A 17,555-nucleotide genomic window follows, 5' to 3' on the forward strand; every position below is an offset into this window, starting at 1 on the left:
ATCACGGTTTCTTGTCGAAGAGCGGCTCCAGCGCATGGCGCTTGAGCAGCGGAAACTGCATCAGCATGAAGATCATAGTGATGGGCATGGTGCCCCAAACCTTGAACGCCACCCAGAAATCCGTCGAGAAGCAGCGCCAGACGACCTCGTTGAGGATGGCGAGGAAGACGAAGAACAGGCCCCAGCGCAGCGTCAGCTTGCGCCAGCCCTCGTTGTCCAGCTTGAAGGCCTGATCGAAGACATAGCCGAGCAGCGGCTTGCCGAAAGCGAGGCCCCCGAGCAACACGGCGGCGAAGAGCGCGTTGACGATGGTCGGCTTCATCTTGATGAAGACGTCGTCCTGCAGCCAGAGCGTCAGCGAGCCGAAGATCAGCACCACCGCGCCGGACACGATCGGCATGATCGGCAGGGTTCTCACCAGCACCCAGGAGGCAATGAGCGCCGCCACGGTCGCCGCCATGAACAGGGCGGTGGCCACGAAGAGCGGGCCGCCGAGCTTGGCCAGCGACGGGAAGGCCGTGACGATCGCCTCGCCCCGATTGTTGGCGAAGAAGAAGACGACAAGCGGCCCGAGTTCGAGCGCGAACTTGACGAGCGGGTTCATCTCGCGCCGGCCCGGCGTGTTCGGGGCCTTTTCGATGATCGGATCGGAGGACATGGACGGGTTTCCCTTTCGGGGATGGTGTCGGGCGGCGAGGCGGCGAAATTCAGGCGGTGAGGTCTTCGGTCGGTTTCAGCGCGGCCGAGTTTCAAACCGTGCCGGCGCGGCCGGCGATGGCATCGGCGAAATCGCGCGCCTTGAAGGGCTCGAGATCGTCCACGCCTTCGCCGACACCCACGAAGAAGACCGGCAGCTTATGCTTGGCGGCGATGGCGACCAGAATGCCGCCGCGCGCCGTACCATCGAGCTTGGTCATGACGAGGCCGTTGACGCCCGCCACATTGCGGAAAATCTCGACCTGATTGAGCGCGTTCTGGCCCGTCGTCGCGTCCAGCGTCTGGAGCACGGTGTGCGGCGAGTCGGGGTCGCGCTTCTGGAGAACACGCACGATCTTGGCGAGCTCGTCCATCAGCTCGGCGCGGTTCTGGAGCCGGCCGGCGGTGTCGATGATGAGAACGTCCGACCCGTTGGCGACCGCCTCGTCATAGGCCTCGAAGGCGAGGCCCGCCGCATCGGCGCCGATCTGCCGGGCGACGACGGTGGAGCCGGTGCGCTCGCCCCAGATTTTCAACTGCTCGACGGCGGCGGCGCGGAACGTGTCGCCCGCGCCCAGCGTGACCTGCAGGCCGCCGCGCGTCAGCTTGGCGGCGAGCTTGCCGATGGTCGTGGTCTTGCCCGTGCCGTTGACGCCGACCACGAGAATAACGTGCGGCTTCACTTCGAGGTCGAGTTCGAGGGGCTTGGCGACAGGCGCCAGCGCGCGCTCCACCTCGTCGGCCAGGATCTGGCGCACGGCCTCGCCCGAGATTTCCTTGCCGAAGCGCCCGTCCGACAGACGATCCGTAATGCGCATCGCCGTCTCGACGCCGAGATCGGCCTGGATCAGCACGTCCTCGAATTCCTGAAGCGTTTCTTCGTCCAGCTTGCGCTTGGTAAAGAGCGCGGTGATCTGGCCGGACAACTGGTTGGAGGAGCGTGCAAGACCTTCGCGCAGGCGCTGGAAGAAGGGCTTTCGCACCTCCGGCGCGGTCTGTTCGGCCCGTTCGCGCTCGCGCAGCGCCCAGCCTTCGCCATCGGTCGGCTGGCGCAGAGGGGAAAGCGGCGGCGCGACGAGGCCGGGCAGGGCGCCCGCCGCCGCCGGCAGGGCGACATCGGCGCGGTCCGGTGCGTCGGAGCCGAGCGCGGAGGACGTCGCCGTCTCGCTGGGTTCCTCGGGCGGCAGCGGCGCGTCGAGCCAGGCGAACTCGTCGCGCTCGCTCGTGTCTTCGGCGGCCGGAGCTAGGACCGGCGCGGCATCATGGATCGGCTCGGCCGGATCGACGGGCAGACGCGCCTCGGCGAGACTGCCGCCATCGCCCGCGACGATCGCGGCTTCCGCCGGGGCGAGGGGCGTGTCGGAGGCAGGCGCATCGTCCGCTTCGTCCTCCGCCGGCTCCGGCGCGTCCAGCCAGGAGAAGTCGGCCTCCGGCTCGGCCTCGGACGGGCGGGCCTCGTCCAGGAAGGCGAGGTCGTCGCTCTTGTCCTCAGCGCGGGGCTCAGGTTCGACAGGGGCGGCAAAGGTGGTTTCCACCGGCGTCGGCGTGGGAGCCAATGCGACGGGCGCGTCGGTCGGCGGTGTGGCGGGTGCGACGGAATCCTGCGTCAGGGGCGCGCGCGATTCGGGCGCGCGCTCTTGTTCGACGGGCCAGACAGTTTGAGCGGGCTCGACGTGCACGGCTTCTGCGGGGGAAGCGTCCACCGGCGAGGGGTTCGGAGCCCGCGAGACGGGCTCGTCGGCGGGCGCGAAGGGGCGCTCGAAACTCTCATCCACCTGCGGGCCGCGCGGTTCGGGCGCGATCCCCGCGTCAGGGGCGAGATGAACCGGCGCGGGTTGCGCCGGCTCCGGCTCAATTACGGAGTTTTTTTTTCAGCCGCGACGCCGTCCGCGTCTTCGCCGCTCTTCAGGGGGATGATGCCGCCTTCGTCCGGCGTCTGGACGGAGGCCCCGGCCTCGGTGTCGGTGTCGGTCGATGCGGCGGCGGGCTGGTGAATCTCGGGCGCGCTGGAATCGGGCCGGGCGGCCGTCGTGTCCTGCGTGCGCGCAAGGCCGCCTTCGTGCTGCGTGCGGTCCTCTTCCTTCGCTCCGAAGGAAAAGAGGCGGCGGAAAAAGCCCTTGTTCTCGGCCATGGCGGTCTGATCCGATCGAATGTCAGGCCGCCGCGCGGGCAGCCGAGGAGGGGACGGCGAGCAGGCGCTCGCCTGTCTCGCCCGTAATGGTAGCGTTCACGATCTCGCCGGGGAGGCCGCTGTGCAGTTCGGTCACGGTAAAGTCTTCCGTCCGACCCAGCCCCTCGCGCTCGATCAGCACCTTGGCCGTGCGCCCGACGGAGCGCTGGAGGTGCTGGCGATAGGCCGCGTCCCCGCTCGCGCGAAGCCGGGCGGCCCGTTCCTTGCCCACCGCTTTGGGAAGCTGTGGCATGCGCGCGGCAGGCGTTCCCTCGCGCGGTGAAAACGGGAAGACGTGAAGATGCGTCAGGCCGCAATCCTCCACGAGACGGAGCGTGTTCTCGAACATCTCGTCGGTCTCGGTCGGGAAACCGGCGATCAGATCGGCCCCGAACACGATGTCGGGGCGGGCTTGGCGCAACTCGGCGCAGAAGCGGATCGAATCCTCGCGCGCATGGCGGCGCTTCATGCGCTTCAGGATCATGTTGTCGCCGGCTTGGAGCGACAGATGGAGATGGGGCATGACGCGCGGCTCGGAGCCGATGGCCTCCACCAGGGCTTCGTCCGCTTCCACCGAATCGATCGAGGACAGGCGTAGGCGCTGGAGATCGGGCACATGGCGCAGGAGGCTTTGCACCAGCGCGCCGAGGCGGGGGCTGCCCGGCAGGTCCGCGCCCCAACTCGTCATGTCGACGCCCGACAGCACCACTTCGCCATAGCCGTTGCCGACGAGGCGCTTCACCTGTTCCACCGCCGCGCCCATGGGCACGGAGCGCGAATTGCCTCGCCCATAGGGGATGATGCAGAAGGTGCAGCGATGGTCGCAGCCGTTCTGCACCTGCACGATGGCGCGCGCGCGGCCCTCGATGGCGTCCACCATGTGGCCCGCCGTCTCGCGCACGCTCATGATGTCGTTGACGCGGATCTTCTCGGACGCCGCGACGCCGAAATCGGGCAGGGCGCGATAGCTCTCCGCTTGTAGCTTTTCCTCGTTGCCGATCACGGCGTCCACTTCCGCCATGGCGGCGAAGGTCGCGCCTTGCGTCTGCGCGGCGCAGCCGGTGACGACGATGCGAGCATTGGGATTGTCGCGCCGGGCGCGGCGCACGCTCTGGCGCGCCTGCCGCACGGCCTCGGCCGTGACGGCGCAGGTGTTGATGATGATGGCGGTCTGGCCATCCGCGCCGAGCCCGGCCGCGCCGGCCTCGCGCTTCATGACTTCCGCCTCGAACGTGTTGAGGCGGCAGCCGAAGGAAATGACCTCGATCCCGCCGCTCATGACGCGGTCTCCAAGGCCGCCTCGTCGCGTGAAAAGGCGCCCGTCTCGGGGTCCAGCGTGCCGGACCATTCCCACTCGGCCGGGCCGGTCATCAGCACGTGGTCGTTATCCAGCCATTCGATCAGAAGCTCTCCGCCGGCGGGCACGGTGATGGTGACGCTGCGCCCGGTGCGCCCGGTGCGCGCGGCGCAGACGGCGGCAGCGCAGGCGGCCGAGCCGCATGCCTTGGTGAGGCCGACGCCGCGCTCCCAAGTGCGCAGGTCGAGGCTTGCCTTCGACGTTACGCGGGCGAGCGAGATATTGGCGCGCTCGGGAAACAGCGGATGATGTTCGAGGATCGGCCCGAAGCGATCGAGCTGATAGGACCAGACATCCTCCGACACCCAGAAGATCGCGTGGGGATTGCCCATGGAGGCGACCGAGGGCGAATGGAGAATCGGGGCGTCGATCGGGCCGATCTGAAGTTCGATGGCGCGCGTGTCGGCGAATTCTTCCGAGAGGGGAATGGCCTGCCAGTCGAAGCGCGGCTTGCCCATGTCCACCGTGAGCATCCCGTCCTCGCGCTCACGCGCTTCCAGCAGCCCCGCGCGTGTTTCGAACACGAAGTCGCGCTCGCCCGTCTCTGCCGCCAGCGCCTGCACCACGCAGCGCATGCCGTTGCCGCAGGCGCCCGATTCCGAACCGTCCGAATTGATGATGCGGATATAGGCCGATGTTCCCGGCGTGACGGGATCGTGGATCGCCATGATCTGGTCGAAATGCGTCTCGGCCCGCGCCGCCAGCGCGCGGGCGGCGTCCGGCGTGATCCGCTTTGTCTGGCCGCGCAGATCCGCCACGAGAATCTCGTTGCCGAGCCCGTTCATGCGGGCAAAGGGAATCGCGTGGGCCATGGCGTTTGAAACCGAAACGGGGGCGGAATTCCCGCCTATATGGCAAGAACGCCCCCGCAATGCTACCCGCCCCGCTGTTTCAGGGCGTTCGGCGCTTACATCTCCTCGTGCAGCGCATAGACGCGCAGGCGGTGGCCGTCCGGGTCGAGCGCGACGAAGGAGCGGCCGAACTCGAGATCGACGGGGGCCAGCGGGATCCGCGCGCCCTTGGCCTGCCATTCGGCATGTGTGGCATCCACCGCCGCATCGTCCGCCAGCTTGAAGCCGATCTCGCAGCCGCCGGGCGCCACATCAGGAGCGGGTTGGACGCTCTCGCGCTTCCAGAGCCCGAGCATCATCCCCTCGCTGAGCGGCAGAAGGGCGAAGCCGGGGCTTTGCTCCACCGGCGCACGGCCGAGGATCGACTGGTAGAAAGCGGCGCTCCGGGCGGGCTCCGTGACATAGAGAAGGATGTTGGATGCGGTGAGCATGGGCTCGTCCTCGTTGGGGTGACGAGGCGAGCTTTAGGGGGCGTGAGTGTCAGCTTCTGTCAGCAGTCTTCAGCCGGCATTGCGGTGGAAGTAATAGGCCGCGAGCGCGAGGCCCACCGCGATCACGACGCCGCGAACGACGCCCTGCGGCAGGCGGCGCGCCGCCCAGACGCCGCTCCAGCCGCCCAGCGCCACGCCCGGCGCCATGAGCGCGGCATGAAGCCATGCCACGACGCCGCCCGACACGAAGACGGCGATGGCGACGATGGCGATCACCGTCGCCAGCATGTTCTTCAAGGCGTTCAGCCGGTGGTAGTCGCCGCTCTCCGTCAGGCCGAGCGTCGCCAGCATCATGATGCCCATGCCCGCGCCGAAGAACCCGCCATAGATGGCGGTGAAGAACTGGAGAAAGGGGCTCGCGAGGCTGCGGCCTCGGCTGGCCTCGTCCTGATGGGCGCGCTTGGGTGTCAGCCAGGGGCCGGCGGCAAACAGCGCGGTGGCGGCGACGAGCAGCCATGGGACCATGCTCTGGAACTGTGGGTTGTCGAGCGAGAGAAGAATCATCGCGCCGCCGAGCGACCCGAGCACCGAGACGAGCGCCAGAACCAGCGCGCCGCGCCACATGCGCTTGATGTCGCTCCAATAGGCCAGCGTCGAGGTGACATAGCCCGGAAACTGGACGATCGAGGAAGTCGCATTGGCCGAGATGGGCGAGATGCCACCGAGTGTCATGGCGCCGAAGGTGAGGAACGTGCCGCCCCCCGCCACCGCGTTGATCGCGCCCGCGAAGAAGCCGGACAGAAAGAGAAGCACGGCTTCGAGAAGGGACATGGCAACCGGATTGAACAGGCGGGACGTGGCGCGAACTTAGGCAAGGCGATGTGGCGCGGAAAGAGGCGAAGAAACGCAAAGCGAGACCAGGCGCGCCGCGCGACAAAATGGTGACGCCCGTCTCGACAAGCGGGCGCATGGCGTGTATAGGCCGCCTCGTTTTCCTCAGAAAAACTTGACCGTTCCGACGGCCATGACCGGGCAACCGGCATGTAACGAAGATGAGGCTATCGCCATGAATATCATCGCTGAACTGGACGCCCAAGAGGCCGCCCGCATCGCCGCTATCCGCACGCTTCCGGCCTTCTCGCCGGGCGACACGCTGCGCGTCAACGTGCGCGTCACGGAAGGCACCCGTACCCGCGTGCAGGCCTATGAAGGCGTGTGCATCGCGCGTTCGGGCGCAGGCTTCCAAGAGAGCTTCACCGTCCGCAAGATCTCCTACGGCGAAGGCGTCGAGCGCGTGTTCCCGGTCTACTCCCCGCAGCTGGAGTCGGTCGAAGTCGTGCGCCGTGGCCGCGTTCGTCGCGCCAAGCTCTACTACCTGCGTGACCGTCGCGGTAAGTCGGCCCGTATCGTCGAGGCCACCAACGTTCGCGCTCGCAAGCTGAACGACGATGCCCGCGCGGTGGCCGCCGAAGAGCGCGCCGCGAAGGAAGCCGCGAAGACGGCCGCCAAGAACGCTGCCGAATAATCGGGTCCGCTCCCGAATCGAGTTTTGAGAAAGGGCGGCCTTCGAGCCGCCCTTTCGCGTTTCGAGCCTATCTTGCCGCTTCGAACCTCGGAGGCTGTTATGGACGAGCATTTCGCGGCCAATCTGGCCAACTGGAACGAGCGCGCGCGGCTCCACGCCAGCGACACGACCGGCTCCTACCGGATCGCGCAGGTTCTCTCCGGCGGTTCCTCGCTTCACGCGATCGAAGCCGGCGAGATCGGCGATCTGGCTGGGCTCGATGTCGTGCATCTGCAATGCCATATCGGGCTCGACACCCTGTCGCTGAAGCATCTGGGCGCGCGGTCCGTCACCGGGCTCGACTTCTCGCCCGACGCGCTGGCCGCCGCGCGGGACTTCGCGGCGCGCGCGGGAACGAACGCCCGCTTCGTCGAAGCCTCCCTCTATGACGCGCCAGAGGCGCTCGGCGCGCAGTATGATCTGGCCTTCGTCACCTGGGGCGCGATCAACTGGCTGCCGGAGATCGCGGCCTGGGCCAAGGTCGTGGCCGATGTTCTGCGCCCCGGCGGGCGGCTTTATCTTCTGGAAGGGCACCCCGTTCTCAACCAGTGCGAATGGCGCGACGGGCAACCGGTCCTCACCTACGACCACCGCACGCCCACGGCCCAGCCGCTCGTCTTCGACGAGACGCAGACCTATACGGGCGATGCCCGGCCACTGACGCAGACGCGCAATTACGAGTGGATTCATGCGCTGAGCGACATCGTGAACGCGCTGATCGGCGCGGGCCTGCGGCTCGACTTTCTGCGCGAGCACGATCAGATCGCCTGGCGCGCCTTTCCCGATATGATCGAGACCGGCGTCGATCTGTTCTCCCTGCCGCCTGGCGTGCCGCGCCTTCCCATGAGCTTTTCGATCGGAGCGACCAAGCCGCTCTGATCTTCCCCCAAGCGCCGGCTGACCTCCATCGGGCCGGCGCACTCACCGCAGACCGACGAGGATGCGCGTCTCATGAGTTTCACCAGCCGCCTTCGGGCCATTCCCGTCGATCGCTTCCTTCTGATGCTGATCGCGACCGTCGGTATCGCTGCCGTCCTGCCGGCGCGGGGCGAGGTGGCGGAAGCCTTCGACTGGATCACCTACGGCGCCATCGCGCTTCTGTTCTTTCTGTATGGCGCGCGCCTGTCGCCGCAGGCCGTCTGGGCGGGCCTCCTCCATTGGCGTCTGCAAGGCCTCGTGTTTCTTTCGACCTTCGCACTGTTTCCCATCGTCGGGCTGCTCGTCGCGCCGCTGGCGGACCGCGTCATCCCGGGCGAACTGGCGCTCGGTCTTCTCTACCTCACGCTTCTGCCCTCCACGGTGCAGTCCTCCATCGCCTTCACCTCGATCGCGGGCGGCAACGTGCCGGCGGCGCTGACCAGCGCTTCGGTCTCCAACATGCTGGGCGTCATCGTCACGCCCGTTCTCGTGCTTCTGCTGGCGAGCGGCAGCGGCGACGGGGCCTTTTCCTTCGACGCCATCGAAAAGATCGCGCTTCAGATCCTCGCGCCCTTCGTCGCCGGCCAGATCGTCCGGCCGCTGATCGGCGGCTGGCTGGCGCGCCACAAGCCGGTGACGGTCGTGGTGGATCGCGGCTCGATCCTTCTCGTCGTCTATGCCGCTTTTTCGGAGGGGGTCGTCGCCGGCGTCTGGTCGAGCCTCGACTGGCAGGATCTCGCGATCGTCGTGCTGTTCGATATCGCGATCCTTGCCGTCTCGCTGTCGGTCACGACGCTCGCGGCCCGCAAGCTCGGCTTCAATCGCGAAGACGAGATCGCCATCGTCTTCTGCGGCTCCAAGAAGAGCATGGCGACCGGCATTCCCATGGCGGGCATCCTGTTCGCCGGCCATGCCATGGCGCTCGTCGTCCTGCCGCTGATGCTGTTCCACCAGATCCAGCTCTTCGCCTGCGCCGCGCTGGCGCAGCGCTATGCCCGGCAGACCAAGGCCGTGCCGACGCCCAGCGTTACGGAGGCTGCCGCCGAGGAGCGTGACAGCGTGGACAAAGCGGCCGCCACGACCAATCCTTGAGAGACAGGCTTTCTCTCTCAAAGCCCTGCCGCGAACGCTTCGTTCTTGGCAGGGCCGCCTCTGCCATGACACTTTCCCCGAGCCCGACCATCGCGGAACCCCAGCCCATGATCCACCGCCGCCTTTTCCTCGCCGCCGCTGCTCTCGCCCTCGCGGTGCCGGGCACGGCCTTCGCGCAAGGGGCCGCGCTGCCGGACCTCAAGGGCCGCGAGATCGTGGTGGTGACGGAGAATGCCTATCCGCCGCTGCAATATCTCGACGCCGCCAGCGGGCAGGCGGTGGGCTGGGAATATGACGCGATGAACGAGATCGCCCACCGGCTGAACGCCAAGGTCCGCTACGAGAACGCCTCTTGGGACGCGATGATCACGGCCGTCTCGGCCGGCCAGTACGATATCGGCATGACCGGCATCACCATTCGCGAGGATCGCAAGGAGAAGGTCGACTTCTCCGATCCCTACATGCTCTCGCAAATGGTCATGATCGTGCGCGCCGACGAAAACCGATTCTCGGACGCCGCCTCCTTCAAGGCGATGGACAAGGGGCTGGTGGGTTCGCAGGCGGGCACGACGCCCTTCTACACCGCCGTTTACGAGGTGCTGGACGGCAACGAACAGAACCCGCGCGTCAAGCTGTTCGAGACCTTCGGCGCGCAGATCCAGGCGCTGCGCGCGGGCGATGTCGATCTCGTCTTGAGCGATCTCGCCGGCGGTCAGGCCTCCGTCGCCGCGTCCAACGGCGCGCTCAAGATCGTGGGTAAACCGCTCGGCAAGGACGAGTTCGGCTTCATCTTTCCCAAGGGCTCCGATCTCGTCGCGCCCGTCAACGCCGCCATTGCCGCGCTCAAAAGCGATGGCACGCTCGACGCTCTCACGCAGAAATGGTTCGTGGACGCCAAGCTCGGTCAGCCGTGAGCCGCTTGCCCTTGGGGTTCAGGCTTCGTGCCCGGCTCGCCGCGCCGGATTTTCCCTGGTGGCTCGTCGCCCTGGCCGTGCTCGCTCTCGCCGCAGCCCTCGTCATCGCGGCCGAGGCTGGGCTGCGGCAGACCCTCGCGATTCTCGCCACGGGACTTCTGACCACCGTCGAAGTCACCGCGCTGGCCTTTGCCGGTGCGCTCGGGCTCGGCTTTCTCGTGGCGCTCGCCGGGCGCTCGCGCCGCCGCCTTCCTCGCAATCTCGCGCGCCTCTATGTCGAGATCGTTCGCGGCGTACCCGTGCTCGTGCTCCTGTTCTGGATCGCCTTTGCCGGCGTTCCCGGCACGGTCGCCGCCTGGAACTGGCTGGTGACACCCCTACGCGAGGCCGGCCTTCTCTCCGAACTCCTCGTGCGCGACGTCTCGCTGCTGATGCGCGGCGTTCTCGCCCTCGTCATCGCCTATTCCGCCTTTATCGCCGAAATCATCCGCGCCGGTCTCGAATCCGTGCCCAAGGGCCAGACCGAAGCCGCCGAAGCCTTGGGTCTCTCGCCCTTCCAGCGCCTGCGCCTCGTGATCCTGCCGCAGGCGATCCGCACCGTTCTGCCCCCGCTCGGCAACGATCTGGTTTCCATGGTCAAGGACTCCTCGCTCGTCTCCGTGCTCGGCGTCGCCGACATCACCCAGATGGGCAAGGTCTATGCCTCCGGCTCCTTTCGCTTCTTCGAAACCTATTCCGTCGTCGCCTATCTCTACCTCCTCATGACTGTCTCCCTCTCGCTCGCCGCCCGCGCGCTGGAGCGCCGCTTGCGGCGGTGAGGCGAGAGCCCGGCGGGGCTGCCGCCCCGAACCCCGCTCGGGAAGGACTTCCCGAACCCTTCCTTTCTCTTGGAACTTTTCCGAGATCAGGACGGGCCATCGGCCCGCCCTGATCTCGGACACATGCCAAGAGAAGAGGGGTCCAGGGGAAATCATTTCCCCTGGCTGGGGTGCAGGGGACGGCGTCCCCTGCCATGCCGTAACCTCACCCGCGCAACAGGGCATTGCGCAGCCGGGCGGGTGGGCGTATTTTGGAACGATGCGAAAGAGCGCGAAGTCCGAGGGCCGTTTGCCGACCACGCTGGGGTTTTCCCCGGTGGAGGATCGCGCACGGATGCCCGGCCGCTTTTTCTACCGGCAGATTTCGGCCGTACTGCTGACGCGCTGACGCCGCGCGGCCTCGGGGCCGCCGCCTTCTTCCTGTTCGATACTGTCAGGCGCGGTGGCCCTTGGGCCGACCGGCCGTTTTGAAGACGATAAGCTCATGAGCCAGACTGTGAAACCTCGCACGCTCTACGACAAGATCTGGGACGATCACCTGATCTCGACCGACGAGAACGGCGGCAGCCTTCTCTATATCGACCGTCATCTCGTGCATGAGGTGACGAGCCCGCAGGCCTTCGAGGGCCTACGCGCGGCGGGGCGCAAGGTGCGCCACCCGCAGCGCACGCTGGCGGTGGTGGATCACAACGTGCCGACCTATGACCGGCGCGGCGGCATCCACAACGAGGAAAGCCGCATCCAGGTCGAGACGCTGGCCAAGAACGCGGCCGAGTTCGGCGTCGAATATTTCAACGAGGTCGACAACCGCCAGGGCATCGTCCACATCATCGGGCCGGAGCAGGGCTTCACGCTGCCGGGCATGACGATCGTCTGCGGCGACTCGCACACTTCGACGCACGGGGCCTTCGGCGCGCTGGCGCATGGCATCGGCACGTCCGAGGTCGAGCACGTGCTCGCCACGCAGACGCTGATCCAGCAGAAGGCCAAGAACATGCTCGTCCAAGTGGACGGGGCGCTGCCCGAGAGCGTGACGGCCAAGGACATCATCCTCGCCATTATCGGCCAGATCGGCACGGCGGGCGGCACGGGCTATGTCATCGAGTTCGCCGGGGAGGCGATCCGCGCGCTTTCCATGGAAGGGCGGATGACGATCTGCAACATGACGATCGAGGGCGGCGCGCGCGCCGGCCTGATCGCGCCCGATCAGACGACCTTCGACTATATCGAAGGCCGTCCGCGCGCGCCGCAGGGGGCGGCGTTCGAGCAGGCCCTGTCCTACTGGAAGACGCTGCACACGGACGAGGGCGCGCATTTCGATAAGGTGGTGCGCCTCGACGCGGCGAACTTGCCGCCCATCGTCTCCTGGGGCTCCTCGCCGGAGGACGTCGTGTCGATCGACGGGGTGGTGCCGAACCCGGACGAGATCGCCGACGAGGCCAAGCGCGACACCAAGCGCCGTGCGCTGGACTATATGGGCCTCCAGGCCGGCACGAAGATGACGGACATCGCGATCGACCGCGTCTTCATCGGCTCCTGCACCAATGGGCGCATCGAGGATCTGCGCGCGGTGGCCAAGGTCGTGGAAGGTCGCAAGGTGGCCGATAGCGTGTCGGCCATGATCGTGCCGGGCTCAGGTCTCGTGAAGCTTCAGGCGGAGGCCGAGGGGCTGGACAGGATCTTCCGCGAGGCCGGGTTCGACTGGCGCGAGCCGGGCTGCTCCATGTGCCTTGGCATGAACGAGGACCGGTTGAAGCCGAACGAGCGCTGCGCCTCGACCTCGAACCGCAATTTCGAGGGCCGTCAGGGCTTCAAGGGCCGCACCCATCTCGTCTCGCCCGCCATGGCGGCGGCGGCGGCGGTGGCGGGCCGCTTCGTCGATATCCGCGAGTGGAAGTGATCTGACGCGTGAGCCCTTCCGGTGCGCCGGATGGGCTCACGCAGGGTCTTGAGAGCGTTGGACCGGCGAAGCGCAGTCGCTTCGCCGGTTGTCAGGCGGCCCGCCGGACCGGCCCTGCCGCCACTGCGAGCGTTGGAGCGATCTTGTCGGCCTCGACGCGGTTTCTCCCATGCGACTTGGCGATGTAGAGCAACTTGTCGGCGCGGCTCACCGCGTCCCAAAGGGACTCGTCCCGCTCGAGCGCGACGACGCCGAAGCTGGCGGTGATTTGCCGATCCTGAAGGTCGAACGGCCATTGAACCTGGCAGAGCGCCTTTCGGATCCGGTTGGCGAGGTCGCGCGCTTCGCCCAGCCTCATGTTCCTTTGGAACAAGGCGAATTCTTCGCCGCCGAAGCGACACACGCAACCCTGCGGCTTCGCCATTTCGCCCATGAGCGCAGCAAAGCCGCAGATAACGGCATCGCCCGCCTCATGGCCGTAACGGTCGTTGATCTGCTTGAAGAAGTCGAGATCGGCGACGATCAGGGCCGACGTCACGTCTGAAGAGGCGCCGCGCCGCAACTCCGTTACCCGCCGTTCGAAGCCGCGCCGGTTCAGGGCCAAGGTCAACGCGTCGAGATCGGACGAGCGGCGGTGGTGCTCGATCAGATCGAGGCCGATGGCCAGCAGCACCGCAAAGGCCATGGCGACGCCCGAGATCGCGCCGCTCAACTGAAACACGAAGGCCCATTGGGAGTCGCGCCAGTTGAGGCTCGTCAGGGGAACATCCTGAGGCAGGGCCATCAGGAGGACGTTCTGGAGCCCGAGGCTCGCGGCCACCATGACGCAAAGCCAGAAGAGCACGCGGTCGATACGGCGTTCCGCGCGCGGACCCATGCAGGTCGCGGCCAAAAGCATGAGCAGAGCGCAACCGGTCTGCACCACGAGAATATCGAGCGTCGCGCTACCGATTGGCCCCATCGCCAAACCGGACAGGATGCCTGTCACGACGATGATACCGGCAATGGCACCCAGCCGCGGCCGGCGTCCCATGCGGGCAGCCAGTGCGAGATTGGCACCGCCCAGAGCCAGGAGAAATACCATCGACTCGAAAACCGGCTTCAGGAAGGCGTGTTCCGCCGCAGGAAGGATGGTCGAGGCGAAGCCGATGGCGACGAGGGAGAAGCAAAGGCTCCACCCGTGCAGGCTGCGGTCGAAGCGCCCCAGCACGGCGAATCCAATTCCGAATGCCAGGAAGACAGCGGGAACCGCCCAAGCCAAGATGCTCGCCTGCATGGAACCTCGATATTTCGTCATGATCAATGCGGGGTCGGATGATCAACGGTTCAGAAAGGATGTTTGCTGATCTCGTCCGGCCACTGCACCTTTGACCGATGTAAGTTATGGCGGTGTTAACGGGCCTCTGATGGCGCGTTCCATCCGTATCGGCGCGCTGTCTTCCTGGGCGTGTCAGCCGTGCCCCGGGCCGGCGGACTCTACGAAAGCGCCTTGACCGGAGCCGCGTTCCGCCGCACATCGGGAGCATGAGCGCGAGCGAGCCCCTTCCTGATATCGAGATCGGCCTTCTCCGGCTGAAGGACGCGCGCGACCTGGCACCCCTGCTTTCAGCCTATAACCAGGCGATGTTCCGGGGCGCACCCGGCGCGCCCGATACATTCTATGCCGAGCAATTGCTACAGGACCGCACGGGCGAGATCCTGGGCGCGCGGGTGGATGGCGCGCTGGTCGGATTTCTCGTCTTCTACGATCTGCCCGATCCCTGGACCGGAATGCGCGCCGGCATGGCCGATCATGTGTTCGTGGATCAGGCGCATCGGCGCAAGGGCATCGCCAAGGCCATGGTCGATCTTTTGGCCGAGGAGGCCGATGGGCGGGGCTGGTCCCGGCTCGTGCTCCACGCGCCGCGACATGGCGGGTCGGGCCGCCATCTCTACGAGAAGGTGGCCGAGCCCGCCGACTGGTCGAGCTACGTCATCCGCTTTCTGGATCGCTAGCGCGCAGCGGCCGCGCGTCGCACACGCGGCGATATAATCGGTTTGGATCGTGCGCGGGCCTGAAACCTCGATTCTGCGGCTTGATTTCGCGCTGCGAAGGGGCTTTTAGAAATTCTCCAGATGCTGGGGACGGTCTTTTGCCGGCCGCGGCCGAACCGATTCACGACCGCAACCCATCAGCGACTGCTTCAGGAGCCGTTCTTGTCCAAGATCCAATCCCAACGGCCATTGTCGCCGCACCTGTCGGTGTATCGTTTCCGCCCGACCATGGCGATGTCGATCCTCCACCGCATCACCGGCGGCGCGCTCTATTTCGGCACCGTGCTCGTGGTCTGGTGGCTGATGGCGGCGGCGAGCGGGGAAGCCTCGTTCCACCATGCCTCGGCCTTCTTCGGCTCGATCTTCGGCCGTCTCATCCTGTTCGGCTATACCTGGGCGCTCCTGCACCATGCCGCCGGCGGCATCCGCCATCTGATCTGGGACACCGGCACCGGCCTCGGCCGCGAGGAGTCCACCCGTTTCGCCATCGCCACGCTGGTCGCCTCGCTCGTCGGGACGGTTCTTCTGTGGCTCGTCGTCGCCATCTTCTAAGGATCAGCGCCATGGATATGAGAACGCCCCTGAAGCGCGTGCGCGGCTCCGGCGCGACCGGCGAAGGCACCGGCCATTTCTGGCTTCAGCGCCTCACCGCCGTCGCCAACCTCTTTCTGATCGCCTTCTTCATCGTGCTGCTGATCTCGCTGCACGACGAGGGCTACGACACGGTGCGCGCGGCGCTCGCCAACCCGATCGTCGGCCTCGTGATGGCGCTTGTGGTGGTGGTGCCCTGCATCCATATGCGCCTTGGCATGCAGACGATCATCGAGGATTATTTCCACGGCGCGCTGAAGCTGCCGCTGATCATCCTCAACACCTTCTTCGCGTTCCTGGTCGGCGCCGCCGCCGTGTTCGCGATCATCAAGATGAGCTTCGGAGCCTGATATGGCCACAGCACAGCCGCATCGCACCGCCGCGCCGGGCCAGAACGGCAAGGCCTATGAGTTCGTCGATCACGTCTTCGACGTCGTGGTCGTAGGCGCCGGCGGCGCGGGCCTTCGCGCCACGCTCGGCGCCGCCCAGGCCGGCCTGAAGACCGCCTGCATCACCAAGGTCTTCCCGACCCGCTCGCACACGGTCGCAGCCCAAGGCGGTGTCGCCGCCTCGCTCGGCAATATGGGCGAGGACAACTGGCGCTGGCACATGTACGACACCGTCAAGGGGTCGGACTGGCTGGGCGATCAGGACGCCATCGAATATCTGGTGCGCAACGCGCCCGCCGCCGTCTACGAGCTGGAGCATTTCGGCGTGCCCTTCTCGCGCACGCAGGACGGCAAGATTTATCAGCGCCCCTTCGGCGGCATGACCACCGATTTCGGCAACGGCCCGCCGGCGCAGCGCACCTGCGCCGCCGCCGACCGCACCGGCCACGCCATTCTGCACACGCTCTATGGCCAGTCGCTGCGCTACTCGTCGGAATTCTTCATCGAGTATTTCGCGATCGACCTGATCATGGACGAGGACGGCGCCTGCCGCGGCGTTGTCGCCCTCAACATGGATGACGGCTCGATCCACCGCTTCACCGCCAAGAAGACGATCCTGGCGACCGGCGGTTATGGCCGCGCCTATTTCTCGGCGACCTCGGCCCATACCTGCACGGGCGACGGCAACGCCATGGTGCTGCGCGCCGGCCTGCCCTTGCAGGACATGGAGTTCGTGCAGTTCCACCCGACCGGCATCTACGGCGCGGGCTGCCTCATCACGGAAGGCGCGCGCGGCGAGGGCGGCTATCTGACGAACTCGGAAGGCGAGCGCTTCATGGAGCGCTATGCCCCCTCGGCCAAGGATCTGGCGTCGCGTGACGTCGTGTCCCGTTCGATGACGATGGAAATCCGCGAAGGGCGTGGCGTCGGCAAGAACAAGGACCACATCTTCCTGCATCTCGACCATCTCGACCCGAAGATCCTGCACGAGCGGCTGCCGGGCATTTCGGAGTCGGCGCGCATCTTCGCGGGTGTGGACGTGACCAAGGAGCCGATCCCGGTTCTGCCGACCGTTCATTACAACATGGGCGGCATCCCGACGAACTATCACGGCGAAGTCCTGACCAAGAAGGACGGCAATGCCGACACCGTCGTGCCCGGCCTGATGGCCGTCGGCGAGGCGGCCTGCGTGTCCGTCCACGGCGCCAATCGCCTGGGCTCCAACTCGCTGATCGATCTCGTGGTGTTCGGCCGCGCCGCCGCGCTGCGCTGCGCCGAAACAGTGACGCCGGGCGAGGGCCATGCGCCGCTGCCCAAGGATGCCGGCGAGAACTCCCTCGCGCGCCTCGACCGCTTCCGCTACGCCCAGGGTTCGACCTCGACGGCCGAGCTTCGCAACAACATGCAGCGCACGATGCAGTCCAACTGCGCCGTGTTCCGCACGGGCGAGGTGCTGGAAGAGGGCCACGAGAAGATCCATCAGGTCTGGCAGTCGTCCGATGACGTGCGCGTCACCGACCGTTCGCTGATCTGGAACACGGACCTGATCGAGACGCTGGAATACGACAACCTGATCTCGCAAGCCGTCGTCACCATGGACTCGGCTCTCGCCCGCCAGGAATCGCGCGGCGCTCACGCCCGCGAGGACTTCCCCGATCGCGACGACGCCAACTGGATGAAGCACACGCTCTCCTTCTGCGACACGCAGAACAAGACGGTGCGCCTCGACGATCGTCCCGTGCACACCTACACCATGTCCAACCAGATCGAGTATATCGCGCCCAAGAAGCGCGTTTACTGATCGGCGAATCATCGCTGCATCATCCAAGG

General features: G+C 66.6%; 18 protein-coding genes. 10 read left to right on the forward strand and 8 right to left on the reverse strand.

Features of this window, described 5'->3' with window-relative positions:
- Position 1: 1 nt before the first annotated feature.
- From NS365_RS06480 to NS365_RS06510, 7 genes are all read right to left on the reverse strand, one after another.
- Entirely contained in the window at positions 2 to 658 is a 657-nt protein-coding gene (locus NS365_RS06480; RefSeq protein ID WP_058599452.1) for a septation protein A, read from the reverse strand.
- Between the two features lie 91 nt (positions 659 to 749).
- Positions 750 to 2,159, reverse strand: a complete 1,410-nt coding sequence (gene ftsY / locus NS365_RS06485; RefSeq protein WP_430515414.1) for a signal recognition particle-docking protein FtsY — start codon at positions 2,157 to 2,159, stop codon at positions 750 to 752.
- Positions 2,160 to 2,551: 392 nt separating this feature from the next.
- Complete coding sequence (locus tag NS365_RS06490) at positions 2,552 to 2,827, reverse strand: hypothetical protein (RefSeq protein ID WP_058599454.1); 276 nt, start codon at positions 2,825 to 2,827, stop codon at positions 2,552 to 2,554.
- 22 nt (positions 2,828 to 2,849) lie between these two features.
- Positions 2,850 to 4,145: a tRNA (N(6)-L-threonylcarbamoyladenosine(37)-C(2))-methylthiotransferase MtaB gene (gene mtaB / locus NS365_RS06495; RefSeq protein ID WP_058599455.1), complete on the reverse strand. Its 1,296-nt coding sequence runs from the start codon at positions 4,143 to 4,145 to the stop codon at positions 2,850 to 2,852.
- Entirely contained in the window at positions 4,142 to 5,035 is an 894-nt protein-coding gene (gene dapF / locus NS365_RS06500) for a diaminopimelate epimerase (RefSeq protein WP_058599456.1), read from the reverse strand. Before dapF ends, mtaB begins: the two co-directional genes overlap by 4 nt.
- Positions 5,036 to 5,130: 95 nt before the next feature.
- Positions 5,131 to 5,505 (reverse strand): VOC family protein, encoded by a 375-nt coding sequence (locus NS365_RS06505; RefSeq protein WP_058599457.1) that lies wholly within the window; start codon positions 5,503 to 5,505, stop codon positions 5,131 to 5,133.
- A 69-nt stretch (positions 5,506 to 5,574) separates the two neighbouring features.
- Complete coding sequence (locus NS365_RS06510; protein ID WP_058599458.1) at positions 5,575 to 6,336, reverse strand: sulfite exporter TauE/SafE family protein; 762 nt, start codon at positions 6,334 to 6,336, stop codon at positions 5,575 to 5,577.
- A gap of 235 nt (positions 6,337 to 6,571) precedes the next feature.
- Here NS365_RS06510 and rplS point away from each other — a divergent pair, with 235 nt between their 5' ends.
- From rplS to leuC, 6 genes are all read left to right on the forward strand, one after another.
- Positions 6,572 to 7,030 carry a 50S ribosomal protein L19 gene (rplS, locus tag NS365_RS06515; protein ID WP_058599459.1) on the forward strand — a complete coding sequence of 153 codons (459 nt, stop codon included), beginning with the start codon at positions 6,572 to 6,574 and terminating at the stop codon, positions 7,028 to 7,030.
- 99 nt (positions 7,031 to 7,129) lie between these two features.
- The gene (locus NS365_RS06520) at positions 7,130 to 7,948 is read left to right on the forward strand and encodes a class I SAM-dependent methyltransferase (RefSeq protein WP_058599460.1); all 819 of its coding nucleotides are present in this window, start codon (positions 7,130 to 7,132) and stop codon (positions 7,946 to 7,948) included.
- A gap of 72 nt (positions 7,949 to 8,020) precedes the next feature.
- A complete protein-coding gene (locus tag NS365_RS06525) occupies positions 8,021 to 9,079 on the forward strand; it encodes a bile acid:sodium symporter family protein (protein WP_058599461.1) in 1,059 nt (352 codons plus the stop codon).
- Positions 9,080 to 9,186: 107 nt separating this feature from the next.
- Positions 9,187 to 9,993, forward strand: coding sequence for a transporter substrate-binding domain-containing protein (locus NS365_RS06530; protein ID WP_058599462.1), 807 nt, complete (start codon positions 9,187 to 9,189; stop codon positions 9,991 to 9,993).
- Positions 9,990 to 10,811: an amino acid ABC transporter permease gene (locus NS365_RS06535; RefSeq protein WP_058599463.1), complete on the forward strand. Its 822-nt coding sequence runs from the start codon at positions 9,990 to 9,992 to the stop codon at positions 10,809 to 10,811. Before NS365_RS06530 ends, NS365_RS06535 begins: the two co-directional genes overlap by 4 nt.
- 484 nt (positions 10,812 to 11,295) lie before the next feature.
- On the forward strand, positions 11,296 to 12,711 hold the full coding sequence (gene leuC, locus NS365_RS06540; RefSeq protein WP_058599464.1) for a 3-isopropylmalate dehydratase large subunit: 1,416 nt from the start codon (positions 11,296 to 11,298) through the stop codon (positions 12,709 to 12,711).
- Between the two features lie 91 nt (positions 12,712 to 12,802).
- Here leuC and NS365_RS06545 read toward each other — a convergent pair whose 3' ends face one another.
- Positions 12,803 to 13,987: a GGDEF domain-containing protein gene (locus tag NS365_RS06545; RefSeq protein WP_058599465.1), complete on the reverse strand. Its 1,185-nt coding sequence runs from the start codon at positions 13,985 to 13,987 to the stop codon at positions 12,803 to 12,805.
- A 248-nt stretch (positions 13,988 to 14,235) separates the two neighbouring features.
- Between NS365_RS06545 and NS365_RS06550 the strand changes: the two genes are divergently transcribed.
- From NS365_RS06550 to sdhA, 4 genes are all read left to right on the forward strand, one after another.
- Complete coding sequence (locus NS365_RS06550) at positions 14,236 to 14,706, forward strand: GNAT family N-acetyltransferase (protein WP_058599466.1); 471 nt, start codon at positions 14,236 to 14,238, stop codon at positions 14,704 to 14,706.
- Between the two features lie 201 nt (positions 14,707 to 14,907).
- Positions 14,908 to 15,297: a succinate dehydrogenase, cytochrome b556 subunit gene (gene sdhC / locus NS365_RS06555; protein WP_058599532.1), complete on the forward strand. Its 390-nt coding sequence runs from the start codon at positions 14,908 to 14,910 to the stop codon at positions 15,295 to 15,297.
- Positions 15,298 to 15,308: 11 nt separating this feature from the next.
- Complete coding sequence (gene sdhD / locus NS365_RS06560) at positions 15,309 to 15,686, forward strand: succinate dehydrogenase, hydrophobic membrane anchor protein (protein ID WP_058599467.1); 378 nt, start codon at positions 15,309 to 15,311, stop codon at positions 15,684 to 15,686.
- Between the two features lies 1 nt (position 15,687).
- The gene (gene sdhA / locus NS365_RS06565; protein ID WP_058599468.1) at positions 15,688 to 17,526 is read left to right on the forward strand and encodes a succinate dehydrogenase flavoprotein subunit; all 1,839 of its coding nucleotides are present in this window, start codon (positions 15,688 to 15,690) and stop codon (positions 17,524 to 17,526) included.
- Positions 17,527 to 17,555: the final 29 nt, after the last annotated feature.

This window comes from Aureimonas ureilytica (genome assembly GCF_001475935.1).
GTDB classification, from domain to species: domain Bacteria; phylum Pseudomonadota; class Alphaproteobacteria; order Rhizobiales; family Rhizobiaceae; genus Aureimonas; species Aureimonas ureilytica_A.